A 25,021-nucleotide genomic window follows, 5' to 3' on the forward strand; every position below is an offset into this window, starting at 1 on the left:
GCGCAAAGACGCACTCTTTCAGCTGACCAACACCTCGAGCTCACGCCGTCGCCGCGGGGACAGGTCGAGCCGCAGGACGGTTGCGAGCAGCAGTTGCCGCGTCTTGCCCTGCGCGAGGCGAGCCACGCACACCAGGGTGGCTTGGTAGGCATCGAGCCATTTCGGGTGCCGACGGGAGATAGCCTCGAGACGCATCGCGCTGGCAAGGACTTGCTCGGGTTCCGGCGACGCGACATCGTCCACCAGCCCCGGGAGGCTGACCCAATCCTGTAGCTCGGATGCCGTTGGGCAGCTGGGACGCCTGGTTTCGACCACCTTGATCCCACCCCAGGAAGTGACGCTCATAGGAAGACTGCTCATCTCGACTCCTGCTCTCGTTCTTCCGGCGTATCGCAACTTGCGCCGGGAATTTTGAGGTAGCGCAAAGACGAGCGGATGATGTCGCGCTAGCTCGGGACGGTGCTTCAGGGTCAACTCCATGAAAACCGACCGAGATTTGGCCAGCTTCGTTTCGCGTCTCGAGTCGCTCGGTCTGCTGACGCGTATCAGTCGCCCCACTTCGGTGGTCCACGAGATCACCGAGATCCATCGCCGTGTCCTTGCCGCAGGTGGACCGGCCCTCCTCTTCGAGCGGCCCGTTTCTGCTGCCGGGCAAATCAGCAGCATTCCTGTCTTGGTCAATCTGTTTGGGACGCGGGAGCGCATAGCCCTTGGGCTTGGCGTCGGCACCGAAGGGATAGGCGAGCTGGCGGAGACGCTGGCTTTCCTGCGCAACCCGGAGCCGCCACGCGGCTTGAGTTCCGCACTGGAGAAGCTACCGGCGCTGAAGGCTGGCCTCGCGATGGGAACGAAGAAGGTGATCCGCCTCCGCTGTCAGGAACGGCGGCAGCTTGGCGACGAGGTGGATCTGCCGAGCCTGCCGATCCAGTGGTGCTGGCCCGGGGAGCCCGCACCACTAATCACCTGGCCGCTCGTGATCACCCGTTCCCCCGACGATCCTGCCGATGTGAATGTCGGCATTTACCGCATGCAGGTTCTGGATCGGGACCGATTGATCGTCCGATGGCTCGCACACCGTGGCGGCGCCCGCCACCACGCGCTGTGGAAGAGGAAAGGGCTCGACATGCCGATCGCGGTCGTCATCGGCGCGGATCCGGCAACCATACTCTCCGCCGTCATGCCCCTTCCCGACGGTATGAGCGAGCTCTCGTTTTCGGGCGTCTTGCGCGGAGAACGGCTGAGGGTTGGCACCGGACTGACCGTGGACCTTCCCATCCCCGCGAGCGCTGAGATCGTCATCGAGGGACACATCTCGCCTGACGGTGTCGCCGAGGAGGGCCCCTACGGGGATCACACCGGCTACTACAACTCGGTCGAGCGCTTCCCGGTGATGCGGGTCTCGGCGATCACGAGCCGCACCTCCCCCATTTATCTTTCGACCTTCACCGGCCGCCCGCCGGACGAGCCGTCAGTCCTCGGGGAAACCATGACGGAGCTCTTCCTCCCGATCGTCCGACGGCAGTTCCCCGAAATCCGGGACCTGCATCTACCGCCGGAGGCCTGTTCTTATCGAGCGATGGTCGTCTCCATCGACAAACGCTACCCCGGTCAGGCGAGACGCGTGATGATGGGGCTGTGGTCGGCCCTGCCCCAGTTCACCTACACAAAACTGATCATCGTCGTGGATCCCGACATCGATGTGCGGAACTGGCACGATGTCATCTGGGCCCTGTCGACCCGGTTCGATGCATCGCGCGACACGATGGTGGTCGACAACACTCCCATCGACTACCTCGACTTTGCCTCGCCCCAACCAGGGCTGGGAGGCAAGCTGGGCCTCGACGCAACCAACAAACTGGGGCCGGAAACCAGCCGCGAATGGGGAAAGCCGCTCGCCATGAGGGACGACGTCATGCGGCGGGTTGACAGCTTCTGGAGCGAACTCGGCCTTGAGCCTCAAAAGGAATCCAGATGACACACCGCGTCGTAGTCGCCATTTCTGGCGCCTCGGGTGCAGCACTTGGCGTTCGCGTTCTGCAGCTCCTTGCTGCGGCCGAGGGCGTGGAGACCCACCTGGTCGTCTCCAGGTCCGCCGAGCTAACCCTGGAGCACGAGGTCGGCCCCGAGGCGATCCACTCGCTCCGCGAACTCGCGGACGTGGTTCACCCGATCGACGCCATCGGAGCGACGATTGCGAGCGGATCGTTTCGCACCAGCGGAATGATCGTGGCCCCGTGCTCGATGCGCACCCTGGGCGCCATAGTGTCCAGCCTATCCGATAATCTGCTGGTGCGGACGGCCGACGTACACCTCAAGGAGAGGCGCCGGCTCGTCCTCCTGACGCGCGAGACCCCGCTGCACCTCGGACACCTTCGCGCGATGCTTGCGGCGACGGAAATGGGCGCCATCATCGCACCGCCGGTCCCGGCATTCTACCGCCGGCCCCAATCCGTGGATGACATCGTAGAAGCAACGGCGGCCCGCGCGATCGATCTCCTGGGCATCGGTCTAGATGTCGATTCCGGTCGCTGGGCAGGCCTGGACACCGAACGAACCGGGCTGGAATCGTCCTAGCTACTGCGTCCTCAGGGTGCGGACTTATCCCGTCGCGGCAGCTCCACCATGGCCTCGAAGCCACTGTCCCGGCCAGCGATCGGCGAGATGAGGGTCAGCCGACCACCCGCCTGTTCGAGGATGCCGCGTGCGATAGACAGGCCGAGGCCGCTGCCCTCGGCGAGCGTGTCGCCGCGAACGAACGGCTGGCCGAGCCGACTGAGGTCGTCACGCGCCAGGGCAGAGGCCTCGTTCTGGATGCGCAGGGTGCCGTCGGCGGTGACCACGATGCGGACCGGCGCAGTTGCATCACCGTGTTTCAGGCCGTTCTCAACGAGGTTCCTGACGACGATTGCCAGGGCATCGGCATCAATGGCTGCCGGCAGGCGCGAGACTTCGCCCCCCTCAAGTTCCACTCGGTCGCGCCAGGCCGTGGTGACGTTGATATCCCGGACGAGCATCCTCAGCACCGGCAGTTGGTCGGTTTCGTCGTTGGTTCTGGCAAAACCCGCTTCGATGCGGGCGAGCTGGAGCAGCTTCTCCGAAAGCTGCGACAGGCGCTTCAGAGCACCCTCGATTTTCTGGACACGCTCGGCGCCAGGCCGGCCGGCGAGCTCGTCGGCGAGCTGTTGGGTCTGAGCCAGCGCACCGGCGATAGGGGTCCGCAGCTCGTGGGCACTGCGGGCCGCGAAGGCGCGTTCGGTATCCAGCGCGGATTTTAGCCGCTCCAGCAAAGCGGCCACGGCATCAGCAATGGGGGCCAGCTCTGCCGGGTGGCCGTCCGAGCGTAGTGGCGCGAGATTGCGGCTGTCGCGCTGCGCGATGTCGCGGCGCAGTGCCTCCAGCGGCCGAAGGGCAAGCCGCATGGAGAACCACACCCCGCCCGCGATCAGCGGGATCAGAGCGAGCAGAGGAAGGCCGAGTGCCACCACGCTGTCTTTGAGGGCAGTTAGACGGCGATCGCTCAACTCGATGATGACGATTGAATAGCCAGAGCGAGGATCATCAAGTGCGAAAGTCCGCTGCCCATTGAGCTCTCCAAAGCCCTCCTGCGACGCATCGACGTCAATAGTCTCGGGCGCGTGCTCATCACGCAGAACAAGTTGGCCAGCCTGGTCACGGATGTAGTAGGTGAAGCTCGCATCATGAGGAACGCCATCGGGGGCGTAATCGTCCTCGTCCCCGTCGCCGTCTTCTCCCTCAGCGCCAACGACCAGACGTTTTAGCCCGTGGTCGCGCTCCCTCAGGTCATGCACGGCGAGAGGTAGCAGGCGCAGCGCACTCTGTCGCAGACTGTCGTCGTAGGCCTCGTTCAGCTCGTGCTGCATCACGGCGACGGAGATCGCGGCAGCCCCGACCCACAGCAGGGCCATGCCGGCGCTTAGCCCAAGCGCGAGCCGGACGGCGATCGAGGGGCGACGCCTCATTTGAGAACCTGGTAGCCGAGGCCACGGACTGTCTGGACGAACTCACGCCCGAGCTTCTTCCGTAGCCGGCTGACATAGACCTCCACGGCGTTGCTTTCGATCTCGGCGCCGAATGCGTACAGCGAATTCTCGATCTCCGCCCTTGTCACGATTGCGCCCTGCCGCGACAACAGCCGTTCGACCACTGCCCATTCGCGGGCTGTGAGGCTTACGGCGTGCCCATTGGTGCTGGCGGTGCGATGAGCGAGGTCGACCGTAACGCCGGCCGAGATGACCTTGGGGCTCGGATTGCCTCCATAGCGGCGGGCCACCGCGGCGATTCGGGCGCTCATCTCTGCCAGGTCGAAGGGTTTCACCAGGTAGTCGTCTGCACCCGCATTGAGCCCCTCGACGCGCACTGCCACTTGGTCCTGGGCTGTCGTGATGATCACCGGCACCGCACTTCCGGCTGCCCTCAGCTCGCGCAACAGGTCGAGCCCGCGGCCATCCGGGAGGCCGAGGTCGAGCAGCACCAGTTCGTATGGGACGCCGGCCAGTGCCAGCCGCGAGTCATCGATCCGCTGCACCCAGTCGACCGCGTGGCCGGCCGACCGCACATGGTCGCGGATCGCCGCACCCAGCACGTCGTCGTCCTCCACCAACAGCACTCTCACGTCGCTCCGAGCTCCTTTAGCTAGCCCATAGGCCCTGAACCTTACGCCAGCCTGACGAAGAATCCGGCCTCGCTTCAGGCTGACGTCAGCTTGGTGTGGTGGAACCTCTGGCATCGACTGAATGGAGATTGGCAGATGAAGAAACTTGCTGCGATGCTGATGTTGGCCACGGCCCTAGTGGCGCCCGGTTGGGCACTCGCCAAAGACGTGACGATCGAGGCCCAGATGGTCCGCTATTCGGGCCACGCCGCCTATCTTGCCGTCTACCTCACCGATCCGGCCGGCACGTATCATTCGACGCTCTGGGTTTCCGGCCACAAGACCAAGTACTACGGCACGTTGCGTGGCTGGGTCCAAGGCGTGTCCCAGGCTGGATCTATCAATCTCGACGGGATCACCGGAGCCAGCGTCGGCGGTGGCGAAACCCTGACCGTCCATGCCGATCTTGCCGACGCGCTCATCGATGCCGGCTATCAGATTCATGTCGATACGGCAGTCGAAAACGGCGGCGAATACGCCGACGACGCCATGATCCAGGTGACATCGACACCGGCGACGATCGACGGCAGCGGCTATGTCAGCAAGCTCTCGGTCAGCATGTAGGTCAGTCCTATGCGCCGCTTTCACGCATGGGCAGGCCTGGCCGGTCTCGCTCTCGTCGTCTTCATGGCTGTTACCGGCTGTGCGCTGTCAATCCAGCCGCTGCTCGATGCGGCAACGGCTGCTCCTGCGGGTGGCACGCTGAGCGTTGCCGACGTGGCGGGGCGCGTCGCCGAACAGGTTCCCGGCGTCCAGCGGCTCGTGCGTTCGGCGTCCGGTCAGCTCGTCGCCCATGCGTTTGACGGGGCGACCCACAAAGCTGAAATCGTCGATCCGAATAGCGGCGAGGCCATCGGCGCCTATGCCCCTTCCCCATTCTTCATCTTCATCACCGAGCTCCATCGCTCGCTGTTCCTCGATTGGGCTGGCCACGGCGTGGCGGGCGTGGCCTCGCTCGCCATTCTCATCCTTTCGGCGAGTGGCATCGGATTGCTGCTGCGCAAGATGGGGGGCTGGCGCCAGCTCTTTGCGGCAGCACGCGGCAGTGGCTCGCAACGGTTGCATACTAACCTCGCCCGCGCCGCAGTCACGGCACTGATCCTTACTGCGACGACCGGCATCTACATGTCAGCGGTCTATTTCGAACTTGTGCCAAGCGCGGACTCGGCGTTCACCTTCGCGCCCACCGGTGCCGGCACGACTCCAGCCCCAATTGCCACGCTGCCGGAGTTGGCGAGCGTTCCCTTGAGCGATCTGCGCGAACTGGTCTTCCCCGCCGCGGACGATCCGAGCGACGTCTTTGCCGTCACCACTGGCGCGGGACTGGGCTACGTCGATCAGGCAACGGGCGCGATGCTCTTGTTCACGCCCAACAGCGTCTGGCAGCAGGTCTACGAACTCGTCTACACGCTTCACACCGGGCAAGGCGCTTGGATGCTGGCCGTACTCCTTGGCCTAGGCGCTCTGGCGGCCCCCGCGCTAGCCATCACCGGCTCGACCATCTGGTGGCTGCGTCGGCGTAGCACGCCCCGCCTTACGGGCAACGCATCTGCGCGCGAAGCCGACACCGTCATCCTCGTCGGCAGTGAATCGGGCAGCACGTGGGGTTTTGCGGCGAACCTCCACGAAGCGCTGAGCGTCTCTGGCCACCGCGTGCACCTCGCCGCCATGAACGACCTCCGCCGCAGCTATCCCAAGGCCAGCTGCCTGCTTGTGCTCACCGCCACCTATGGCGATGGTGCGGCGCCGGCCTCGGCACGCCAGTTCCTCGCTCGGGTAAAGACGCTGGCCTCGCGGCCTGCCTTCGCCGCTCTTGGCTTCGGCGATCGGAGCTTCCCTCGGTTCTGCGCCCATGCATCCGAGGTTGAAGCCGCACTCACGGCTCGTGGGCTCAAGCCCCTCCTCCCGGTCTACGGTGTTGACCGCCAGTCGCCTGCCGATTTCGCGGCCTGGGGTCGCCTCCTCGGCGAGCGGCTCGGTATCGAGCTTCCACTGTCTCATGTGCCGTCGCGACCACGGACTGACAGCTTCGTGCTTGAGGAGCGTTCACTCTATGGGGTGGAAGTCCAGGCTCCGGTAGCGCTCCTGCGCTTCACCATGCCCGAGTTCCGCCCCGGCCTTCCGAAATGGCTCGGCGGGCGGGCGATGCCGCATTTCGAGGCCGGGGACCTTGTGGGCATCCTAGCGCCGGGCAACGACGTGCCGCGCTACTACTCCCTTGCCAGTTCCTCGCGCGATGGCGTGCTCGAGATTTGCGTGCGCAAGCAGGCAGGCGGTTTGTGCTCGGAATACCTGCACGCCATTGCACCTGGTGACACCGTCGAGGCCTTCATCCGCCCCAATCCGGATTTTCGTCCTGACCGGACGCGGCGGCCCCTGATCCTCATCGGCGCCGGCGCGGGCGTCGCGCCGCTCGCCGGGTTTGTCCGCACAAGCAGGCGCCGTCCCGTCCACCTGTTCTATGGCGCTCGCCATCCGGCTTCCGATTTCCTCTACCACCGCGAGTTCCAGGAGGCCCTGGCTGACGGTCGCCTTTCCTCCCTCACCACGGCGTTCTCGCGTGTCCTTGGCGGCGGCTATGTGCAGGACCGCCTGCTCAACGAAGCCGCTGCCATTCAGGAGCTCGTGAGACGCGGGGCGCAGATCATGGTTTGCGGCGGCCGCGAGATGGCGACTGGGGTGCGCGAGACGATCGATACCTGCCTCGAACCCCTCGGGCTCTCCGTCGATGCCCTCAAGCGCAAGGGACGCTACCTCGAAGATGCGTACTGATCTCGTTCGCCGCGTCATCAGCGGGCCGACCATGGGAACCCGCTACTCGGCCGTGTTCTTCGCTCCCATAGCGCTCGATCTTTCCGTGCTGCCCGCCGCCCTAGAAGCGGTCGTGGACACGGTCGACCGCCAGATGTCCACATGGAAGCCGGAATCGGACTTGATGCGGCTCAACCGTGCGGCGGTCGGAAGGTGGGTGGACCTGCCGTACGAGGTTGCCACCGTTCTGGCAGCGGCGCTGGAGATAGGCCGATTGTCCGACGGTGCCTTCGACATTGGCGTCGGCGATCTGGTTACCGCCTGGGGCTTTGGTGCCGCCGCAGGCACGACCGATCGCCGCGCTATTGCCGCGCCAGGTGCCGCTCAGCGTTTACCCGCCCACCTCGCCCTGGAGCTCGATGAAGCTGGCCAGCGGGTGCGCAAGCATGCACAAGTCACCCTGGACCTCTCCGCCATCGCAAAGGGCTACGGGGTCGACGAGCTGGCTCGTGTGCTCGAGCGGTTCGGCGTCACGAGCTACCTTGTCTCGATCGACGGCGAACTCCGCGCCGGCCAAGGGAAACCGGACGGATCGGCCTGGCGGGTGGCGCTCGAAAGCCCGGAGTTTGGGCACCGCAGAGCCGCCGGCGTGATCGAAATTGCCGATGTGGCGCTCGCCACATCGGGTGATTACCGTCACTTCGTCGAGCGCGACGGAGTCCGCTTCGGTCACACCATGGACCCGCGTCGGCGCATCCGCCTCGGCCACGGCCCCGCTTCGGTAACGGTGCGGGCCGCAACCGCGATGCAAGCCGACGCTTGGGCAACCGCCCTGATGGTGCTGGGCCCCGAGCGCGGTAGCGAAGTCGCCTCGGCTCAGGGTCTTGACGTGCTGTTCGCAGAGCGCGAGGCCGATGCGCGCTCCCTGACGTCGACCGCTTGACGGCGGGACCACCAGGCTAGGCGACCGTGCCGAACAACGCGCCTATGGCGGCCGTGATCAGCATCGCCAGCGCGCCCCAGAACACTACGCGGACGGTCGGTTTCCACGGCGAAGCCCCGCCCGCGCTGGCTCCCACCGCACCCAGGGCGCCCAGGAACACCAGAGACGCGAGCGCGACGATCCAGATCATCCAGTTGCTCGGCGACACCAGGACCGCCAGCAACGGCAGCGCCGCGCCAACTGCGAAGGTGACGGCGGAGGTAAGCGCCGCTTGCACCGGGCGGGCGGTGGAGACTTCCGACAGGCCCAGTTCGTCACGGGCGTGGGCCCCCAGGGCGTCCTTGGCCATGAGCTGCGTGGCAACCTGACTGGCGAGCGCTCCGTCGAGCCCCCGCGCGACGTAGATGGCGGTCAGTTCGGCATGCTCGGACTCGGGCTCGTTGGCGAGCTCCGATTTCTCCTTGGCAAGGCTGGCTGCCTCCGTATCCGACTGCGAGCTGACCGACACGTACTCGCCCGCCGCCATCGACATGGCGCCGGCGACGAGCCCGGCAACGCCCGCCACCAGGATCGCCCCCCGGTCCGCCGACGCCGCTGCCACCCCTATCACCAGGCTTGCCGTCGACACGATACCGTCGTTCGCGCCCAGCACGGCGGCACGCAGCCATCCGACCCGGCCGACGTAGTGTTCCTCTGCATGCGTCTTGAGTCTGGTCACCGGCGTCGGCTCCTGCGGGGCAAGCTGCCTCTCCTGCGATGGTAGTCGAGCGCTGTTGCTGCCGCCATCCTTGCGGGCCACTCTGTGTGGTCACCGGGATGCGGTGCGCTGCGGAGGAGCCTTACGCCCGGTCGCCATGGTCGCTGCGAAGAGGACCAGCGCAACAGCGGTGACGGAGCCACTCGCCAGCCTGACATCCCATAGTTCAAAGAGATCGCCCAAGACGCGAACGAGCACGGAAACGTGCAACAACGCCAGAGGCAAATAGAGAGCCGGCCGATACCTCACCGCCACGCCAGTAACCGCCGGGAAGATGATCAAGGCGTGGCCGAAAACCATCGACAGTACGAAGCCGATCACGAGAGCATGAAGTGTCAGGTCGTAGGCAAATGCGGCTCCCGGTATCAGGAGCAACGCCAGGCCGGACACCGCAACCCATAGGTAGCCGGCAAGCATGGCGGCGGCCATGAAGCGGGATTGGCCACTCATGCGGATCGTCCTGGTCGCCACATCGTGGCGAGCCAGCCAGAGTGCTGTGCCGAGAAAACCGACCCCCAGCACTCTGCCGCCCAGTTCGTCGTCGAGCCCCAGGGCGGCACCGATCAAAATGAGCGTCACGACCCCGCTGAATATCCACTTGGACGCGGTGCCGGGCTGCATGATGCGGCTAAGTTCCAGCCGCTCGGCCCCGATGGTGCACACCAGGAAGCCTAGCCACCAGGCGACGAGCGCCCTCACCTCCACCCCCGACAGCCACAACGAGCATCCGATGAACAGCATCGCGGCTCCGACCAGCAGCACTGCTGTAAAGAGCGCCGGCTGCCGGAACACGATCCAGATCGATGCCGCGAGGAAGACAGCGGCTGCAACGACTGTCAGCGTGGCCGCCGCACCCACGGACAAACCCGAAACCATCAGCAGCGCACCAAGGCCGAAGCATGCCGGCGCCGTGTAGGGCCACGCAAGGCCGATTGCCACGGCGCGCTCCAGCGAAATGAGCGTCCCGAACACCCCACAGACCATGAGCGGTCCGTGCAGGCTCTCGAGACGAGCGAGCTGCGGCAGCGGGACGCCCAATCGAGCCAAGCCACCGTATAGTGCAAGCACCATCGACGCCGCAGCCAGGCCAAGCAGGGCCGCGCGGAAGCCACCCCTCCGCGCGACCCTGAACCAGCTCGCGAGCCCCCTAGGCAACGAGCCGATCGATGCGGACCTGCCAGACGTCCGGGCCGTTTTGCTCATAGGTCCATTCGAAGATGCCTGGGTATTCCGCGCTGAACTGGTAGAAGAGCGGCTTCGGGTCGTGGTCGTTCACGATGCGGAAGCACTCACCGCCACCCAGGTTCTCGAAGGTCGAGAAGATGAGCGGGTGGCGCATGCGGGGCGCTATCTGGCGAACGTCGATAACGGTGTCGGTCGTTTGGCAGTCTGAGCACATCAGGTCAGAGTCCTTGTTCGGGGGCGGCCCAGTAGCTCGAAGCCGCGGCCGGTGATGAGGTCGGGAGTCCAGATCGGGTCCCAGACGAGGTCGATGTCCACCTGGGCAACCGTGGGATAGGTTGAAGCTATCCGCTCGCGCACTTCTGCGATGACCAGCTCTCCGAGTGGGCATGCCCGGCTCGTCAGCGTGAGCTTCACACAGATCGCGTCGGGGGACCGGCGGGCCTCGATAACCAAGCCCAGGTCGACAATATTGATGCCGATCTCAGGATCCATGACGCCGCGCAAACTGTCGCAGAGCCCAGGATCCAAGCCGGTTTCGATGGCGCTCATTGTGGTCACCCAGATGGACCTGACCTGCTTAGCCAGCCTCCGAGCGACGTTCTTTGCGCCACGTCAAACTAGTCGGCTCCTCCTACAGGAGCGGCACGCCAGTAATCAGTCCGTGGCTAACGACCAAGGTGCCGTACAGCAGCAAGCCTGCGCCGAACCGCAGCCCATCCGTCGGTGCCAATCTTGGGCGCCACCCCTTCGCAAAGCTTGCTAGCGGGATGTTGGACGTCTTCTTGGAAAGCTGCTGCCAAACCGCGTCACCGAGCGTCTTTCGGTACTGCCGATCGAACATCACCATGCCGCCCGCCGACAGGAGCGCAAAAAGCCCGAACATTACGACGTGCGACAGATCGCCATTCGGGAACATGTGCGAAATCGACCAGATCAGCATGGCCCAGAGGAGCGGGTGGCGGACGAAGCCAGCCACTCCAGGACGATCCGGATCAAAGTCCCGCTTCGGCCCCAGGGAGAGCGGATTGGGCATGGTGAGCGCGAAGACAGCCAAGATCGATGCGAGCAGCATGCCGACCGCTGGCACCAGACTCTGCCAGTCCGCCCGTGGCCACACCTCGAGATAGGGCGCATTCGCCGCCGCGCCGATGACCCAGACGAGGACCAGGATCGAAACGGCGCTGTACGCGATCAGGTAGACCCGGCGCCCGAGAAGAGCAACGAGGCGGCCACGCAACGCGGGACGCGCCGGTATCGCGTGCGTCAGGAGAAAGACCGTCATCGCCGTGGCGAGTTCGCCCCAGCCAGCCGGATCACTCAGCATTGCAGGATCTCGCAGGCGATTGGAGGCGGACCACGTAGGTCCGCCTCGTGAGCGCGTCCTAGAGGGCGAGCTGGTCGACGATGGCCGTCATGCGCTCCTGCGCCTTCTTAGGGAGCTTCGCTGCCTTGATGGCCTCGATATCCACCGCGTCGTCACCGACGACAACCAGGGCCACCATGCCCATGCCGACATGCGGTGCGCATTTGACGCCGTACGCCCCGGGCGTGGTGAAGGTGACGACGATCTCCTTGCCCATCGCGCCCTTGAAGGTTTCGGCGCCGGCGGGCAGCAGGTCCTTGATCGCTTCGGCGTTGTGCCCCTTGTCAGTGGGGATGAAGGTGACAGTGTCACCTATCGCCACCTTGGTGAGGGCAGGCTCGAAGACCATCGCACCGGCCTCGCCCTTGTTCAGCATGTGGACTTCGAAGTTTGCGGCCATCGCCGGAGCGGCGGCGAGGACCAGCAGCGCGGCGGCCGCGGCCAGGGTCTTGAGGGTACGCATAGTGGTTCTCCAAAAAACGAGGACACGGTCTTCATGTCCTTTCGCGGCCATTTCCTCCATTGCCGCCAAGTTCTCTTTGACGAAGATCAAACAGATGACTTCGGCCGCTGTACAAAAGGTCGCACCGGTAATTTGAGGCGGATCAAAGAAGAGGGTCAGCGGCGGGCATATTCCACAGTCGAACCGGGCGCACTGGTGCCCGTAAACCGTGGAGACCCAAATGGACGGTCAGGACAAAGTAGAAGTATCGCGCCGCACGCTGCTCGGCGCCGCCGCGTTTGCCGGCGTATTCGGTGCAGTGCTTGCTTCGGTGCCGGCCCAGGCCGAGGAAGCCGGAGTGACGACCGGTCCGGCTCCTGACCTGTCGGCACTTCCGCGCAAACGGGTCGAGTTGCTGAAACCGCCGTTCGTGCATCCGCACGAGCAGATCGCAACCGTCGGCCCCCAGGTCGTCGAGTTCCAGTTGGTCATCGAGGAAAAGCAGCTCGTCATCGACGAGTATGGCACAACCGTGCCGGCCATGACCTTCAACGGCTCGGTCCCCGGTCCGCTGATGGTGGTGCATCAGGATGACTATGTCGAGCTGACGCTGGTCAATCCCGACACCAACACGATGCAGCACAACATCGACTTCCACGCGGCGACTGGCGCGCTCGGGGGCGGCGGGCTCACGCTGATCAACCCGGGCGAACAGGTGAAGCTGCGCTTCAAGGCCACGCGCCCCGGCGTCTTCGTCTACCACTGCGCGCCGGGCGGCCCGATGATCCCGTGGCACGTCGTGTCGGGCATGAACGGCGCCATCATGGTGCTGCCGCGTGACGGGCTGAAGGACGGCGCCGGCAAGCCGCTGAAGTACGACTACGTCTACTATGTCGGTGAGCAGGACTTCTACGTTCCGAAGGACGCCGACGGCAACTTCAAGACCTACGAGTCGGCCGGCGACGGCTACGCCGACATGCTCGAGGTCATGAAGACCCTGACGCCGACGCACGAAGTGTTCAACGGCGCCGTGGGTGCGTTGACCGGTGAAAACGCGATGACCGCCAACGTCGGCGAGACGGTGCTCATCGTTCACTCGCAGGCCAATCGTGACACTCGCCCGCACCTGATCGGCGGACACGGCGACCACGTCTGGGCTACCGGCAAGTTCAACAACCCACCCCAGATCGACCTCGAGACCTGGCACATCCCGGGGGGCTGTGCTGGCGCTGCGCTCTACACATTCCTTCAGCCGGGCGTCTACGCTTACGTTAACCACAACCTCATCGAGGCCGTCGAACTCGGCGCCACCGCCCACTTCAAGGTTGGTGGCGAGTGGAACGACGACCTGATGACCCAGGTTCAGGCGCCCACACCGATCGACGGCTAAGCGTCCGAAACGGCGGTGGCTCGACATGCACGGGCCACCGCATTCTCAAAGGTGCAATCATGACGCACACAGTCGCGCACCAAGACAAGACAGCATTGCTGGTGCCTATCGTCCTGCTTGCTGGACTTCTGGCGACGATCGCTATGCAGACCGGGGCCATCCGGCCTCCAGTCGTCACGACCTCGAGCTTGGCTCCGGTTACCGTGACAATTGCACCCCGCGCCTACAGCTACCGGGCTCCCGGGGAGTTCGTGCGCGGCACCGCTACAGTCGACGGTCCCCTTGTCACCGTCGACAATCCTGCACCAATCGAGATCATGAAGTATCAAGTCAGCGCGTCGGACTATGACCGGTGCGTTGCCTACGGTGCCTGCAAGAAGGCGGAACCGCGCCGCCGAGGCCTGATCGATGTTCCGGTGACAGGCGTGAGCTTCAATGACGCCAATGAATACGCCAAGTGGCTCAGCGAAAAGACCGGTCAGACCTGGCGCCTGCCGACGATCGGCGAATGGGCATTCGCCGCCGGCAGCAAGGCGCGCGACCACGCACTCGATATCGAAACCAAGGACCCGGCCGAACGTTGGCTCGCCTTCTACGAGCGGGAAGCCAAGCTCGGCGCGAATGCTCTCGCCACGCCCAGCCCTATCGGGACCTTCGGCGAGAATGAGTATGGCGTTGTCGACCTGGCGGAAACTGTGTGGGAGTGGACGGCGACCTGCGGAAGCCGCACGACATTGGGTCAAGCCGACGAAACGCTCACATATCTCGACTCGTGCGGCGTGCGCCTCCTGGAAGGCAGGCACCGCACCCCGATGAACGCCTTCGTCCGCGATGCGCAGGGCGGTGGCTGCACCATTGGCGCTCCTCCCGACAACCTTGGCTTCCGGCTGGTGCGGGAGCGCGAGTGGTGGCGTGCTCCACTCGACTACGCAGTCGGGCTGCTGACCAAAGCAACTAGCAACTGAAAGAGCTACCCATGCGTAACCTTCGCGTCGACGACAACATTGCCTGCCGGGTGACTGAAGCCCTCTGGAGCGACCCATTCGTACCGGCCGGCGACATCTGCGTGCACGTCTTCGATAGCACAGTCATGCTTACCGGAGAGGTTGGCTCTGAGGGGCAACGGATCGCCATCGGCCGGCTCGTCGCGGACCTCATTTGCGTCGAACGACTGACCAATGCCGTCACGGTCACTGACGTCGTGAACCGTTTCGCTGCCTAGCGTACCCGTTCCGATGCGGACCAAGGCCTAAGCGAGGCAGTTCCGGCCGACTGAGCACCGTGTGTTCACCAGACGAAGTCGACTTTCGCCTGCTGGATTATCAGTGCCTCCGGGCCTCATTTGGCCGCCTCCTCGCCGGCAACGGGCCTCGGCCTTCTCGATCGTCATCGTTCGGGGTCCAACCTCCTTTGGCGTTCGATCTAGAGCAGAAGGGTCTCTAGGATCATGTCGACCGACTGAATGAGGTGTTTCGCCTGCCGAGCAGTCTCGCGGCCATGCGCTTCGGCGCTTAGCTTGTCGTGCAGCGCCTCGACAAAACCAGCAAGGCTCTCCACCATTTCCGCCGTACTGTCGGAATAGCCGCCCGCCTTGTTCCTAAGAGCGTACCGAACCCTCGCCTTCCGGGTGATCCTCGGCTCACCAAATCCCGGTTGAGAGCGCACTGCTTCGTCAGGGGCCAGTGCATGCAATACTTGGACAAGCAGTTCTCGCGCCGAGAATGCTGCCTGCCGCTGATTGTCGGGTCTAGCGCTCAAGAAGGCCGCGCGGGCGCCGTTTCGCATGTCGACTAGTTGCTGACCAAGAGGAGAAAGAACGGCCTCTAGGTCATCCGTCGCGCCCGCGGCAAGAGCGGCGCGACCCGCCTCAGTAATAGCAAGCCAGTTCTCCGGATCTGTTACGTCGGTGTAGGTTGGCCTCAACAGGCTGTCGTTCAGGAGTTGATCCATGGAGCGCGCAGCCTCCGCTCGCTCTATGTCGGTGAACTGAAGTCCCAGTTGTGTTTCTAAAGGCCCGGGTTGGTACGACCGTCCGAGGACGTTTAACCGATGAGCACTTTTGGTTCGCGCATAGATTTCGAGGATTGCCAGCTTCGTGCCGTGATCGGTCAGTCGGGGCGGGGGCGCTTCGATCGCCTGACCGTTTGCGGCACCGTTTATGCCGAAAACCCCCGCTGCGAGGTCGGAGCAGGTGTCGTCGATGATCCGCTGCAGATCTAGACCTAGGCCCGCGCGACGATCCGTGGGCTTAGGAAACAAGCTACCCGAGCCGTCGTTGTCATCGAAAATCCGGAGCGTCTCGATCACGAACGGGGTAAGGGCCTGCCTCAGTAGATCGGCCCTACCCGCCGCAGCTCGACCCTTGAGGCCGTAATAGGTCGTCGCTGTCGCTTTCGCGGCAGCGCGGAAGTGCTCAGCGCAGAGTTCTTCAACCTCCTCCTGGTGGGAGCTTCCCCCTAATCGGCCGAAGCCGAATGCGGCAAGCTTAGCGTCCTCAGCTTTGCGCTTGAGTGTCCGAAGGTGCTCTCGACCCGCGCGCATCGCGGCCGCCCACGCCGGTCCTGTCACCCCCTCTGTCATGCTCGGTTACTCCGGAATAGACGGGGAGACTTTCCAACCAAAACGCGAAAATCAAGCGCTGAAAAACGCAGCGATATCGGGGGGTCCAGGACCCGCAGAAGGGAGGGCCGGAATACGGTCCCTAAGACGGGGGGAGGGGCTCCCTGAGAGCTCGGCACGCCCGTCGTCTAGAGCTTGATCTTTCGGCGCTCGTTGATCTCGCGACCTTGGTCGGGATCAAGCCACGCCGGCACGGCAGCCATATACCGCGCAATGTATTCGGTGGGTAGGGCATGCTCCCCAGCCCCAGCCAGAACGAAGTCCTTATACCAGGTGTAGGGTGCGACGTCGGGGCCGACGGCGGTACTGGCCGCGATGTAGGTCACTACCTCTAGGGTTCGACCATTCGCGAGGCGTACCGCGACGGTGTGCTGTTCGTATCCTCCGTTCAAACCTTCAGCGGCATCGAGGGCAGGCTTCTCAGGTTCCGGGATCTCGAAGACCACACCATAGACGACGTCATGGTGATCACCGGTCGCGAGAGCGTTGCACTTGGCAGAACCGTCCTTGCTGATCTTGTGAAAGCGGAGGGCATACCCCGTCAGCGTGGCGGCGGAAAGGACGCGGCAACCCGGCACGCGCGCGCGCAGACGTGGCGTACAGAGATTGGAGCCGTATGCGAAATAGTTGATCATCACCAAATTGTACCGACCGCGCCGTAGTATTCAAGCACACGGCCTGAGCTAGACTTACGGGGCGGTCTTCCCTTTGCGAGAGAGCAGCACCTCGACTTCCGCGAGCGTCACGCCAACGATCTGGCTGCCATCGGCGAGCTTGACAGTATAGCGGGCCGCCCCCTTGCGCCGCCCGCGACTCATCTGCATGCCGCGACCCGCCAGCATCTCGGTCAGTCGGCGCTCGTTTTCGAGTGTGTCGGCCGCCTCGATTTCCGCGAGCTTGCGAACCGCTAACTGCCGAAGGTCTTCCATCGATCCACTACTCATCGTCGTACTCGAATCGCATTTCACTGAACGATCGATATCTTAGCACGTCCAAGTCAGGCACCCAGCGTCCAAGCAAAGACCGACATCGCACTGCTGCAGTGAATTATGACTTGCAGGGTCTTCGCGGCTGCGATGTATTAATTTCGGGGGAACGTCATGATCATTGCTGATAACGAGACGGCGGTTGACTATCTCAACTGCGAGGCGATCTCGAAAACCGTCGTTTCGGTGCTAGCCGACAATCGCAAGCAGGCAATCACCGTGGGCATTCACGGGGACTGGGGTGCCGGCAAGTCGAGCGTGCTCAAGATGATCGAACGCGACGTCAAGCCCGATGGTGCCGTCGCGTGCATCTGGTTTAACGGCTGGACCTTCCAAGGTTTTGATGACGCCAAGACGGTGCTGATCGAGGCGATCATCACCGAATTGATGCGCCAGCGTCGAACAATGGCCAAGGTCCAAGATCTCGGCAAAGAGCTTCTGCAGCGGGTCGACTTCCTGAAGCTCGCGAAGCGCGGTGTGGGGCTTGCCATAAATCTAGCAACGGGCTTGCCGTCGCCCGACCAGATCGGAGCCGCGATAGGAGGCATCAAGGATGTCATCGGCAACCTCGGCAAGGCCTCGGCCGAGGACATAGAGGCTCAGCTCACCGAGGCGTCGAGCTATCTGAGAGATGCGAAGGGCATGACGATGCCTGACGCCGTCGACGACTTTCGAGCCCGCTTCGAGGACCTTCTGAAAGTCGCCAAAGTCGAGCAGTTGATCGTCCTGATCGACGATCTCGACCGCTGTCTGCCGGAAACCGCGATCGAGACCCTCGAGGCGATCCGGCTGTTCTTGTTCGTGCCAGGGGCGGCGTTCGTCATCGGGGCGGACGAGGGGATGATCGAGTACGCCGTGCGTCGTCATTTCCCCGATCTGCCGGCCGCGCCGACTGCCGTGCCCTATGCGCGAAACTATCTTGAAAAACTCATCCAGGTGCCGTTCCGCATCCCTTCGCTCGGCGTACAGGAGACGCGCACCTACGTCATGCTCCTGCTGGTCGGCTCTATCGTGAAGGACGAAGCCGATCCTGGTTTTCAGAAGCTGCTAGCCAAGGCGCGCGCAGCGCTGAACTCACCGTGGCTCGCGCAATCACTCACTCAGGCCGACGTGCGGGCGGTCGACGGTAGCAAGCAGAAGGAGCTCGACGAGGCCTTCATGCTGGCGACCCAGCTTGGGCCCATCCTGGCTGAAGGCGCCTATGGCAACCCGCGGCAGATCAAGCGTTTTCTCAATGCACTTCTGATCCGAAGGGCGATTGCCGAAGCGAGGGGGCTGGAGACCCAAATCAACCAGGCGGCGCTCGGTCGGCTCATGCTGATGGAGCGCTTCCAGCCCGACTTCTACGAGCACATCGCGCGCAGCGCGATGGCGAGTGGCGATGGGAAGGTGGGGGAACTCGCCGAGCTCGAGGCGGCGGCCGCTCCGAGGCTAGAAACCAAGGGGCGCAAGGTCAAGGGGGCCAAGGACGACGCTGAGGACTCCAAGTGGTTGGAGCGGGACCAAATACGACTGTGGCTGCAGATCGAGCCCGCTCTCGGGGGAGAGGACCTGCGGCCCTACGTGTTCGTGGCGCGCGAGCGCAGGCTCACTGGTATCGGGCAGTCGTCGAACGATACGGAGCAACTGATCGGTCTCTTGTCGAATGGCGGTCAGATGGTCGTCCGTGGCCTGGAGCCGAGGGTCAGGCTGCTAGCCCAAAGCGACGCCAACGTCATTTTTGGAGCGCTGCGCGAGCGCGTGGTGCAGGAGCCGAACCTGTCGTCCATTCCGGAGGCGATACACGGCCTGCGCGTGGTCGCCAAACATCACGGGCACCTTCAATCCGAACTCGTAGCCCTGCTTGCAACCCTGGACGCCAAGAAATTGGGCATGTGGGCGGTGTCCGGCTGGAGCGAGTTCATCACCGAGAACGCGGCGCAAAAGCAGTTGACCGAGGTCGTCAGAAGTTGGGCGGGGCAGGATGCGAACGCGCTCCTCAAGCGAACCGCCGGACAAGCGATCGCTACGGGAAAGGCGAGCTAGATGGGGACGTCGGGGTCTTCACGCGGCACGGGTAACGGCGGCTCACTGATTCCGACGTTCCTTGACGAGCCGTCGAGCAAACCGCTGCCGTCGGAAGTGGCCGCGCCGGGCAGCGACGGCGATGGCAGTAGTGGCGGCGACGGCGAAAACCCGGAAGCGCCACGCCCAGACATTCCCGCGCAGGCCGAAGACAACCGATTTTCAAGCGCGCGGCGCAATTTCTCGGTGTTTGCCAGCAGTGGCGGCAGCGACACCGGAGCTCTGCGTCGTGCCGTCAGGGACTACGTGCGCTCAGGGTATGGCACCAGCGGGAACGCGACCCGTGCAATGGGAAGCTCACGGGCGACGGCCGCAGGTGTCCTTGATGTGTTGCGGAGCTTCACGCGGGACGGCGTCGCACAGACGCTTGCCCGGTTCAATCTATCGGGATTTGCCGGCAGGCCGGCGACCGAGATCCTCACCGCCCTTACCGACATATTGTGCGAGGACGGCGGCACTATCGACGAAGCCATTGCGCGAGACGCCTGGCTCGAGGCGGTGGCGTCGGTGGAGGCTGCGGGCATTGTCGATCTCGATAGCATGACGCCAGATCAGCTGAGCGAAGTGTTCCTAGCCTTCATCTCGCACTCGATTCAATCGAAGTTATTCCAGGAAATCGGCGTCAACGGTTTTCGTGTGGCCGATTTGGATGAGATCCGCGCGTTCGAGAACCAGTTCCGTAGCTACATCGACGGGCGGGTGCGAGATGCGTTCAGCGGCAACTTGAGTGAGGTTGGCACGATGTCTGATGACCGCATCCGCGCGGTTGTCGAGCAGACCTATCGCGACGCGTGGGAGGTATTCATCACCTGGGGAGATAGCGCATGAGGCACCATAGCATCGTCGTCGCGCTCGGCGCCTCGGGTCGCCTCAACAAGAACGAACTTCACGACCAGTCATCTCAGCTCACCGAACTGCAACTGCTCGACAGCAAGGGCCGCCTGGATGGTGGTCTCGGAATGATACTCCATGAGCTCGGTGACCGGCATGTGGTGCCAAGCGAGATTGGCGTCGATCTGTTGTTGCTTGCAGCCGGCGTGACAGCTGCCGACACCCGGATTTCTCGGTCGTCGGAGGCGCAGGACAGTTGGACGCGGGAGGTCGATCTTTACGTGCCTGTCTCCGATCCGGGTTTGTGGTCGAAGCAGAAGCTGCATGTCGAGCGGATGCTGCGTTTCTTGAGCGGCGATCGGTGGCGCGTCTATTTTCGCGACCGGCCTGCCGTCGCTAAGATCCTCGCCAAGACGCCCCCCGAACTGATGAAGCCCGACTTCGATTGCGTGTCCCTATTTTCCGGGGGCATGGACAGCTTCGTCGGCGCGATCGACCTGCTGGCTTCGGGCAAGAAGCCACTCTTCATAAGCCACTACTGGGACATCAGCACCAGCTCGCAGAACATCTGCGCGACACGCATCGGAGCGGTCTATGGCGACCTAGGGCCGCGCCATGTGCGTGCGCGTCTCGGCTTCGCCAACGGGATCGTCGATGGGGTCGATCAGGAGACCACGACGCGCGCTCGCTCGTTCCTGTTCATCGCCCTTGCGGCACTGGCGGCGAGCGGGCTCGATGATGTCGGGCTCATTGTCCCCGAGAACGGCCTCATCGCGCTCAACGTACCGCTTGATCCTTTGCGGCTCGGGGCGTGGAGCACGCGAACGACGCATCCGTTCTATCTCGCGCGGTGGCAGGAGCTCCTCGGCGAGTTGGGGATCAAGGCGACGGTAGCTAATCCGTACCGTTTCAAGACCAAAGGCCAGATGCTCAAGGAATGCGCGAACCAGAAGCTGGTGAGGGATTTCGCCTACGAGACCATCTCCTGTTCATCGATCGCCAAAGCGAGGTGGCGAGGCAGGGCACCAGGTCATTGCGGTCACTGCACCCCGTGCCTGATCCGTCGGGCCGCGATGCTCGAAGCCTTCGGCGGCGACCAGACGACCTACACGCTCGCGGACTTGCGCGCGCAACCACTGAACGCGCGGGCACGCCAGAACGAGCACATCCGGTCCTTTCAGCTGATGGGTGCACGCCTCCATACCGAAGGCGACATCGAGAAGCTGCTCGTCCACAAGCCGGGACCTCTGACCGACTATTCTAGTGCCGAGCAGGCGGACTATGCGACAGTGTTCCGCGACGGTATCAAGGAGGTTGGACGGCTCCTGGTCGGCGTTGTAGTTAGGCCCGGATGAAAACTAGCGACACCATCGCCGGGTACGACTTCCATTGCCACGTCGACCTGCAAAAGAATGCCCCCGCGTATATCGCCGAGTGCGAAACGCGGCGCGTCTTTACGCTGGCCGTAACCACGACGCCGAAGGCTTGGCCGCAGAACAAGAAGCTGATGAACGGGAGCCGGTATGTGCGCCCGGCGATCGGCCTTCACCCCGAACTTGCCGGCGATCGATATCGCGAGCTCGATCTGGTCAAACTCTGCATGAAGGAGACGTCCTTCGTCGGGGAAGTGGGCCTCGATGGAAGCCCTGAGCATATGGCCTCGTTCGAGGTGCAGCGCCGGGTGTACGGAGCGATTCTCGACGAAGCCCAGACACTTGGCGGCAAGGTCATCACGACCCACAGCCGGCGTGCGGCAACGGAAGTAATCGACCTCATTAAGGCCCGCACCACGCCCGACAGAGTCCTGAACATCCTGCACTGGTTTTCGGGTAGCAAGGGCGAACTGATCGCGGGTATCGCGACAGGCTGCATGTTCTCGATCAACCCGGGTATGGTGAGGAGCAAGAGCGGCCGAGAGCTGGTCGGCGCGATCCCAATCGACCGGCTGCTCACCGAGACGGACTCGCCATTCGGAATATGGGAAGATCGACCAGCTCGGGCCGAAGACGTCATGGGGCTCGTTGCCGCCATCGCAGAAATCAGGGGTACCGGCGCTGCGAGAGTGGCTGACGCGGTGAGGGAAAATGCGCAACGCGTCTTTGGTTTCGCAAGGTAGGGGCCGCGGTAGTTGCAAAGGCGGGCTCCGAGAATGGCGACGGGAGTCCGATGGAAACAGGCCGCGGTGCCTGAGCCCTCGGACCTTCAATCTTTCGATTCCTTGAGACTTGGCGGACCGGGGGTCGTCGACATATGGACCATCCAGTAGGTCGCTTGCTCTTGCGTCCGTCGAGCGTCCTCTGAGTTCCGCGATCCCGGTTGCAGACCCCTGCAATGCCACGGACGTGTCTCCGCCTGCCAAAGCCTCGCAAGTTCTTGGAGCACGCCATCGACCGCCGACTGGACCGCGTAATTTCGGCACAGAGTTCGTGGCTGAAGTCCCGGTCGCGTTCGCCCCTCCGCGCGAGTTCCTCCTCAAGCTCCTGATGATCGTCGGCGCGAGCTTTCCCCGAGCGCCGCTCCAACAGGCGGTTGATGGCGACACTGCGATCCGACCGGTCCCGCGCAAGCGATTGTTGCACGCCTCGTCCGCCGACTGCTTGCGCGCGACGGCATCAGCGATGACTCGCTCGGCGAGCAAGGGCTTTTCGGTAAAGAGAGCATGGGTGAGGAGCGGGGCGAAATTGGCGATGTCGTACATGATGGCGGGTCCTTGTTTGGACCCACCATCACCGCGCGGGGTCGGGCGTGGGAACTATCGGAAACGATCAGTTTCCGCGTTTCTCGCCCGGCAGCGTTCCTTCGGCGCCATGGCGCGGATGCGGTTCACGCGCCAGACGCCAGACGGCTTGACCGCAACGTTGCGCGTCTTGCAGCGCTCGCGGGCGGTGGTCTCACACACATGCCAGAGATTCATCGCCTCTTGGGGGCCGGCCGATCCAGAGCCAGTCATCTTTGAGGTCGTAGGTGGCAGGGTGGGGCGGCCAGACTTCGACCGCCAGCCATTCGTCCCCCTCCGGGCGTCGGCCGGGCCACCCGTTGGGGGCGTCGGCCGGAGCCACCATACCCAGGGCGCGGCGCAGAAACGCCGCGACCTCGGCTGCCTCGTCAGCGGCCCCGGCAGTCTTGCCAGCAGCCCTAGCGGTCTCATCGGCGACGCGTTCAGCCCAGCGCAGCAGGCCGGTGAGTTCGGTGTCGTACATCAGCCCCTCCGCCTCGTTCGGGGCTGAAGTTCCTCGATGATGTTCTTCACATCGGCGAGCACCGTCCCGAAATGCCGGACGCGTGCGGCCACGGTTCCCACAGGACCGGAGGCCGCGGTCCGCTTCGGCTTAGCACGGGGGGTATGGCGGGGCGGGGCCATGAGGCCCCCGTCCTCATCCGAACATGCGTTCCCGCTATTATGTTCTTCTTTCTTACTCGGTACGCGAGTTCGGATGGCCCCCACGAGACCGTCGGGGGCCGGTACTTTGCCGGACCTCACCTGACGCTGCGCGGTATCGACTTTCACGCCCAGCCGCTTCGCATATTTCGCCCACACAGCCCGGTTGTGGTCCTGCACCGCCCGATGTTCATCTAGGGGGAGCGCTCCCCCTACTCGACGGCGTGCCATTGCCGCGGCCGCCTTTCGGGCCTTGAGGATGTCCCTGAATTCTGTCTCGGTGAGCGGGGTCCCGTCATCGTTGAAGGCGGGTGCCAGTTGAACGGGCTGCTTCTTGCCGTCCAGAATGCGCGCGGGAGCCTGGCGATAGGCGTCCCAGTGACCAAGGGTCAGCCCGCAGCTCTTCCCATGTTCGTAGTTGGTGCGTGGCAGTTTCGACCGCGGGCGACGCCGCAGCTCGTCAACAACGGCTGCGGGTACCCCCGGCAGGTACCGTGCCGTCTCCTCGGCAGCGAAGGTCCGCCGCTCATCTTCGCCGCGAAGTTCCTCGTGGCAATCTGCCGCCCAGAGCAAGGGGGCATACACCGCCGCCGCGAACTGAGTGGCGATGGCGGGCTCGGCGCGGCCTTGTACGCCATGAGCGTAGTCCAGGGCGCCGAGCGCGGATGCAAGGCGCTGATCAGCCATCGCAGCGTTTGCCTCAGCACGTCGGGCCGTGGAGAGAGCAAGGGCGGCCTCTTCTTGTTTCCGGCTGGCCTCTCGGGCGGCTCCATCCAGAGCGGCCTCGGCCTCATCCAGGTGGGCGTTCTGTTCGAGCTCGACCTCGCGCCTACGCTGCCGAAGGGTCGACAGCTTACCCGGCATGTTGCCGCTCCTTTGCGATCTCGATCAAACGAGCGAGGGTGTCGGCATACTCGGCGATTTCCAACCGAGCAGCGTCCCTTGGTACCTGCGAAAGGTGGAGATCACGAGCCCTGCGCATCACCGCGCTCTCGGCACCACCGGGGCGCCGACCGGTGGCGATTTCCAGAGCGACCTGGGCCACCGCCCGCATATTTGTCGCAGCTGGGAAGGGCACGACGTTTGACGTGACCCAAGGCTCGCGACGATACCGTTCGGCGGGATGATTGGGGCCGCGATGGTCGGGCGCCAGTTGCTCCGGATCAAGGCGGACAAGCGCCTCGATCCGTGTCGATACCTTCAACATGGCGACCCCCCTTATGCCGACAGGGAGGTGCTGGCGCGCCCCTTGAGACGGGCGGCGAGATCGGCCCAGAAAACCTTCGACCTTGCCATCACTTTGCGTCCTGCTCGAAGTGGTCCTGCAACTTCCGGCGGCTGACGACCCACTGGCCGCCGATCTTGCGGGCGGGGATCTGACCCCCTTCTAGCATGTGGAAAGTCGCCCGGGGGGTCTTGCCGATGAGGCGTGCGATTTCGCGCGCGCCCCAGGCAAGGTCGAGGATGTCGTTGACAGCCAACGTAGCGCCATCCTCTGAATGCTCCCCGACCTGATCGATCGTTTCGGGCAGCAGCGATGCCATCGGCCGCTCGTTGTTTCTCTGGAAATTCATCCTCACCTCGCGTATAGGACACACCGTGTGTCATCGGCACTGTGTGTCATTGGTGCGGCATATAC

28 protein-coding genes are annotated in these 25,021 nt (G+C 63.9%); 12 read left to right on the forward strand and 16 right to left on the reverse strand.

The genetic code is table 11. The annotated features are described in order from the left end of the window. Positions 1–18: 18 nt before the first annotated feature. The gene (locus ASC89_RS22660) at positions 19–345 is read right to left on the reverse strand and encodes a hypothetical protein (protein ID WP_056002150.1); all 327 of its coding nucleotides are present in this window, start codon (positions 343–345) and stop codon (positions 19–21) included. A gap of 133 nt (positions 346–478) precedes the next feature. Between ASC89_RS22660 and ASC89_RS22665 the strand changes: the two genes are divergently transcribed. Further along, positions 479–1,975, forward strand: a complete 1,497-nt coding sequence (locus ASC89_RS22665) for a UbiD family decarboxylase (protein WP_056002153.1) — start codon at positions 479–481, stop codon at positions 1,973–1,975. After that, entirely contained in the window at positions 1,972–2,574 is a 603-nt protein-coding gene (locus ASC89_RS22670; RefSeq protein WP_056002156.1) for a UbiX family flavin prenyltransferase, read from the forward strand. The genes ASC89_RS22665 and ASC89_RS22670 overlap by 4 nt, the downstream gene beginning before the upstream one ends. Before the next feature lie 11 nt (positions 2,575–2,585). Here ASC89_RS22670 and ASC89_RS22675 read toward each other — a convergent pair whose 3' ends face one another. After that, positions 2,586–3,926, reverse strand: coding sequence for a HAMP domain-containing sensor histidine kinase (locus tag ASC89_RS22675; RefSeq protein WP_162247988.1), 1,341 nt, complete (start codon positions 3,924–3,926; stop codon positions 2,586–2,588). A 50-nt stretch (positions 3,927–3,976) separates the two neighbouring features. Next, on the reverse strand, positions 3,977–4,633 hold the full coding sequence (locus ASC89_RS22680; protein WP_056002161.1) for a response regulator transcription factor: 657 nt from the start codon (positions 4,631–4,633) through the stop codon (positions 3,977–3,979). A 135-nt stretch (positions 4,634–4,768) separates the two neighbouring features. On the opposite strand from ASC89_RS22680, the gene ASC89_RS22685 reads away from it, so the two are divergent. The 3 genes from ASC89_RS22685 to ASC89_RS22695 are packed head-to-tail and all read left to right on the forward strand — an operon-like array spanning position 4,769 to position 8,366. Continuing rightward, on the forward strand, positions 4,769–5,236 hold the full coding sequence (locus ASC89_RS22685) for a DUF2271 domain-containing protein (RefSeq protein ID WP_056002164.1): 468 nt from the start codon (positions 4,769–4,771) through the stop codon (positions 5,234–5,236). Between the two features lie 9 nt (positions 5,237–5,245). Beyond that, positions 5,246–7,444, forward strand: coding sequence for a PepSY domain-containing protein (locus ASC89_RS22690; protein WP_056002167.1), 2,199 nt, complete (start codon positions 5,246–5,248; stop codon positions 7,442–7,444). Further along, positions 7,434–8,366: an FAD:protein FMN transferase gene (locus tag ASC89_RS22695; RefSeq protein ID WP_056002170.1), complete on the forward strand. Its 933-nt coding sequence runs from the start codon at positions 7,434–7,436 to the stop codon at positions 8,364–8,366. Before ASC89_RS22690 ends, ASC89_RS22695 begins: the two co-directional genes overlap by 11 nt. A 16-nt stretch (positions 8,367–8,382) precedes the next feature. Here ASC89_RS22695 and ASC89_RS22700 read toward each other — a convergent pair whose 3' ends face one another. The 6 genes from ASC89_RS22700 to ASC89_RS22725 form a co-directional block, all read right to left on the reverse strand. Next, positions 8,383–9,084 carry a VIT family protein gene (locus ASC89_RS22700; protein ID WP_056002173.1) on the reverse strand — a complete coding sequence of 234 codons (702 nt, stop codon included), beginning with the start codon at positions 9,082–9,084 and terminating at the stop codon, positions 8,383–8,385. 90 nt (positions 9,085–9,174) lie between these two features. Further along, the gene (locus ASC89_RS22705; protein WP_200940476.1) at positions 9,175–10,062 is read right to left on the reverse strand and encodes a hypothetical protein; all 888 of its coding nucleotides are present in this window, start codon (positions 10,060–10,062) and stop codon (positions 9,175–9,177) included. A 208-nt stretch (positions 10,063–10,270) separates the two neighbouring features. Beyond that, positions 10,271–10,522, reverse strand: a complete 252-nt coding sequence (locus ASC89_RS22710; RefSeq protein WP_056002175.1) for a DUF2249 domain-containing protein — start codon at positions 10,520–10,522, stop codon at positions 10,271–10,273. Then, entirely contained in the window at positions 10,522–10,857 is a 336-nt protein-coding gene (locus ASC89_RS22715; protein WP_056002177.1) for a metal-sulfur cluster assembly factor, read from the reverse strand. The genes ASC89_RS22710 and ASC89_RS22715 overlap by 1 nt, the downstream gene beginning before the upstream one ends. Positions 10,858–10,939: 82 nt before the next feature. Continuing rightward, the gene (locus ASC89_RS22720) at positions 10,940–11,632 is read right to left on the reverse strand and encodes an NnrU family protein (RefSeq protein WP_056002180.1); all 693 of its coding nucleotides are present in this window, start codon (positions 11,630–11,632) and stop codon (positions 10,940–10,942) included. A gap of 58 nt (positions 11,633–11,690) precedes the next feature. Beyond that, complete coding sequence (locus ASC89_RS22725) at positions 11,691–12,134, reverse strand: pseudoazurin (protein ID WP_056002183.1); 444 nt, start codon at positions 12,132–12,134, stop codon at positions 11,691–11,693. 220 nt (positions 12,135–12,354) lie between these two features. On the opposite strand from ASC89_RS22725, the gene nirK reads away from it, so the two are divergent. Genes nirK through ASC89_RS22740 form a run of 3 tightly spaced genes read left to right on the forward strand, consistent with a single transcriptional unit; the run spans position 12,355 to position 14,725 of the window. Then, the gene (gene nirK, locus ASC89_RS22730) at positions 12,355–13,503 is read left to right on the forward strand and encodes a copper-containing nitrite reductase (RefSeq protein ID WP_056002186.1); all 1,149 of its coding nucleotides are present in this window, start codon (positions 12,355–12,357) and stop codon (positions 13,501–13,503) included. Positions 13,504–13,562: 59 nt separating this feature from the next. Next, positions 13,563–14,468, forward strand: coding sequence for an SUMF1/EgtB/PvdO family nonheme iron enzyme (locus ASC89_RS22735; protein WP_082533550.1), 906 nt, complete (start codon positions 13,563–13,565; stop codon positions 14,466–14,468). An 11-nt stretch (positions 14,469–14,479) separates the two neighbouring features. Next, positions 14,480–14,725 carry a BON domain-containing protein gene (locus ASC89_RS22740; RefSeq protein WP_056002192.1) on the forward strand — a complete coding sequence of 82 codons (246 nt, stop codon included), beginning with the start codon at positions 14,480–14,482 and terminating at the stop codon, positions 14,723–14,725. Positions 14,726–14,925: 200 nt separating this feature from the next. Here ASC89_RS22740 and ASC89_RS22745 read toward each other — a convergent pair whose 3' ends face one another. The 3 genes from ASC89_RS22745 to ASC89_RS22755 all read right to left on the reverse strand — a co-directional run bounded on the left by ASC89_RS22745 (position 14,926) and on the right by ASC89_RS22755 (position 17,051). Continuing rightward, positions 14,926–16,083 carry a hypothetical protein gene (locus ASC89_RS22745; protein ID WP_056002195.1) on the reverse strand — a complete coding sequence of 386 codons (1,158 nt, stop codon included), beginning with the start codon at positions 16,081–16,083 and terminating at the stop codon, positions 14,926–14,928. 167 nt (positions 16,084–16,250) lie between these two features. After that, complete coding sequence (locus tag ASC89_RS22750; RefSeq protein WP_056002198.1) at positions 16,251–16,757, reverse strand: gamma-glutamylcyclotransferase family protein; 507 nt, start codon at positions 16,755–16,757, stop codon at positions 16,251–16,253. 54 nt (positions 16,758–16,811) lie between these two features. Then, a complete protein-coding gene (locus ASC89_RS22755; protein WP_056002201.1) occupies positions 16,812–17,051 on the reverse strand; it encodes a hypothetical protein in 240 nt (79 codons plus the stop codon). A gap of 171 nt (positions 17,052–17,222) precedes the next feature. Here ASC89_RS22755 and qatA point away from each other — a divergent pair, with 171 nt between their 5' ends. Genes qatA through qatD form a run of 4 tightly spaced genes read left to right on the forward strand, consistent with a single transcriptional unit; the run spans position 17,223 to position 22,119 of the window. Next, entirely contained in the window at positions 17,223–19,133 is a 1,911-nt protein-coding gene (qatA, locus tag ASC89_RS22760; RefSeq protein ID WP_056002204.1) for a Qat anti-phage system ATPase QatA, read from the forward strand. Beyond that, a complete protein-coding gene (gene qatB, locus ASC89_RS22765; RefSeq protein WP_056002212.1) occupies positions 19,134–20,000 on the forward strand; it encodes a Qat anti-phage system associated protein QatB in 867 nt (288 codons plus the stop codon). After that, positions 19,997–21,358: a Qat anti-phage system QueC-like protein QatC gene (gene qatC / locus ASC89_RS22770; protein WP_056002215.1), complete on the forward strand. Its 1,362-nt coding sequence runs from the start codon at positions 19,997–19,999 to the stop codon at positions 21,356–21,358. Before qatB ends, qatC begins: the two co-directional genes overlap by 4 nt. Continuing rightward, positions 21,355–22,119 (forward strand): Qat anti-phage system TatD family nuclease QatD, encoded by a 765-nt coding sequence (gene qatD, locus ASC89_RS22775; protein WP_056002218.1) that lies wholly within the window; start codon positions 21,355–21,357, stop codon positions 22,117–22,119. Before qatC ends, qatD begins: the two co-directional genes overlap by 4 nt. Before the next feature lie 775 nt (positions 22,120–22,894). Here the strand turns inward: qatD and ASC89_RS22780 are convergent. The 4 genes from ASC89_RS22780 to ASC89_RS22795 all read right to left on the reverse strand — a co-directional run bounded on the left by ASC89_RS22780 (position 22,895) and on the right by ASC89_RS22795 (position 24,926). Then, on the reverse strand, positions 22,895–23,203 hold the full coding sequence (locus ASC89_RS22780; protein ID WP_056002221.1) for a hypothetical protein: 309 nt from the start codon (positions 23,201–23,203) through the stop codon (positions 22,895–22,897). Then, positions 23,203–24,246 carry a hypothetical protein gene (locus ASC89_RS22785; protein WP_056002224.1) on the reverse strand — a complete coding sequence of 348 codons (1,044 nt, stop codon included), beginning with the start codon at positions 24,244–24,246 and terminating at the stop codon, positions 23,203–23,205. The genes ASC89_RS22780 and ASC89_RS22785 overlap by 1 nt, the downstream gene beginning before the upstream one ends. Further along, a complete protein-coding gene (locus tag ASC89_RS28585; protein ID WP_156384744.1) occupies positions 24,236–24,589 on the reverse strand; it encodes a hypothetical protein in 354 nt (117 codons plus the stop codon). The genes ASC89_RS22785 and ASC89_RS28585 overlap by 11 nt, the downstream gene beginning before the upstream one ends. An 88-nt stretch (positions 24,590–24,677) precedes the next feature. Beyond that, positions 24,678–24,926, reverse strand: coding sequence for a DNA-binding protein (locus tag ASC89_RS22795; RefSeq protein WP_320410484.1), 249 nt, complete (start codon positions 24,924–24,926; stop codon positions 24,678–24,680). Between the last annotated feature and the right edge of the window lie 95 nt (positions 24,927–25,021).

This window comes from Devosia sp. Root413D1 (assembly GCF_001425235.1).
Lineage (GTDB): Bacteria > Pseudomonadota > Alphaproteobacteria > Rhizobiales > Devosiaceae > Devosia_A.

Coding starts and splice junctions, on each gene's coding strand:
- ASC89_RS22660 (WP_056002150.1), bottom strand. CDS start 345: ATGAGCGTCACTTCCTGGGGTGGGATCAAGGTGGTCGAAACCAGGCGT.
- ASC89_RS22665 (WP_056002153.1), top strand. CDS start 479: ATGAAAACCGACCGAGATTTGGCCAGCTTCGTTTCGCGTCTCGAGTCG.
- ASC89_RS22670 (WP_056002156.1), top strand. CDS start 1,972: ATGACACACCGCGTCGTAGTCGCCATTTCTGGCGCCTCGGGTGCAGCA.
- ASC89_RS22675 (WP_162247988.1), bottom strand. CDS start 3,926: ATGGCCCTGCTGTGGGTCGGGGCTGCCGCGATCTCCGTCGCCGTGATG.
- ASC89_RS22685 (WP_056002164.1), top strand. CDS start 4,769: ATGAAGAAACTTGCTGCGATGCTGATGTTGGCCACGGCCCTAGTGGCG.
- ASC89_RS22690 (WP_056002167.1), top strand. CDS start 5,246: ATGCGCCGCTTTCACGCATGGGCAGGCCTGGCCGGTCTCGCTCTCGTC.
- ASC89_RS22695 (WP_056002170.1), top strand. CDS start 7,434: ATGCGTACTGATCTCGTTCGCCGCGTCATCAGCGGGCCGACCATGGGA.
- ASC89_RS22710 (WP_056002175.1), bottom strand. CDS start 10,522: ATGTGCTCAGACTGCCAAACGACCGACACCGTTATCGACGTTCGCCAG.
- ASC89_RS22715 (WP_056002177.1), bottom strand. CDS start 10,857: ATGAGCGCCATCGAAACCGGCTTGGATCCTGGGCTCTGCGACAGTTTG.
- ASC89_RS22720 (WP_056002180.1), bottom strand. CDS start 11,632: ATGCTGAGTGATCCGGCTGGCTGGGGCGAACTCGCCACGGCGATGACG.
- ASC89_RS22725 (WP_056002183.1), bottom strand. CDS start 12,134: ATGCGTACCCTCAAGACCCTGGCCGCGGCCGCCGCGCTGCTGGTCCTC.
- nirK (WP_056002186.1), top strand. CDS start 12,355: ATGGACGGTCAGGACAAAGTAGAAGTATCGCGCCGCACGCTGCTCGGC.
- ASC89_RS22735 (WP_082533550.1), top strand. CDS start 13,563: ATGACGCACACAGTCGCGCACCAAGACAAGACAGCATTGCTGGTGCCT.
- ASC89_RS22740 (WP_056002192.1), top strand. CDS start 14,480: ATGCGTAACCTTCGCGTCGACGACAACATTGCCTGCCGGGTGACTGAA.
- ASC89_RS22745 (WP_056002195.1), bottom strand. CDS start 16,083: ATGACAGAGGGGGTGACAGGACCGGCGTGGGCGGCCGCGATGCGCGCG.
- ASC89_RS22750 (WP_056002198.1), bottom strand. CDS start 16,757: ATGATCAACTATTTCGCATACGGCTCCAATCTCTGTACGCCACGTCTG.
- ASC89_RS22755 (WP_056002201.1), bottom strand. CDS start 17,051: ATGGAAGACCTTCGGCAGTTAGCGGTTCGCAAGCTCGCGGAAATCGAG.
- qatA (WP_056002204.1), top strand. CDS start 17,223: ATGATCATTGCTGATAACGAGACGGCGGTTGACTATCTCAACTGCGAG.
- qatB (WP_056002212.1), top strand. CDS start 19,134: ATGGGGACGTCGGGGTCTTCACGCGGCACGGGTAACGGCGGCTCACTG.
- qatC (WP_056002215.1), top strand. CDS start 19,997: ATGAGGCACCATAGCATCGTCGTCGCGCTCGGCGCCTCGGGTCGCCTC.
- qatD (WP_056002218.1), top strand. CDS start 21,355: ATGAAAACTAGCGACACCATCGCCGGGTACGACTTCCATTGCCACGTC.
- ASC89_RS22780 (WP_056002221.1), bottom strand. CDS start 23,203: ATGTACGACACCGAACTCACCGGCCTGCTGCGCTGGGCTGAACGCGTC.
- ASC89_RS22785 (WP_056002224.1), bottom strand. CDS start 24,246: ATGCCGGGTAAGCTGTCGACCCTTCGGCAGCGTAGGCGCGAGGTCGAG.
- ASC89_RS28585 (WP_156384744.1), bottom strand. CDS start 24,589: ATGTTGAAGGTATCGACACGGATCGAGGCGCTTGTCCGCCTTGATCCG.
- ASC89_RS22795 (WP_320410484.1), bottom strand. CDS start 24,926: ATGGCATCGCTGCTGCCCGAAACGATCGATCAGGTCGGGGAGCATTCA.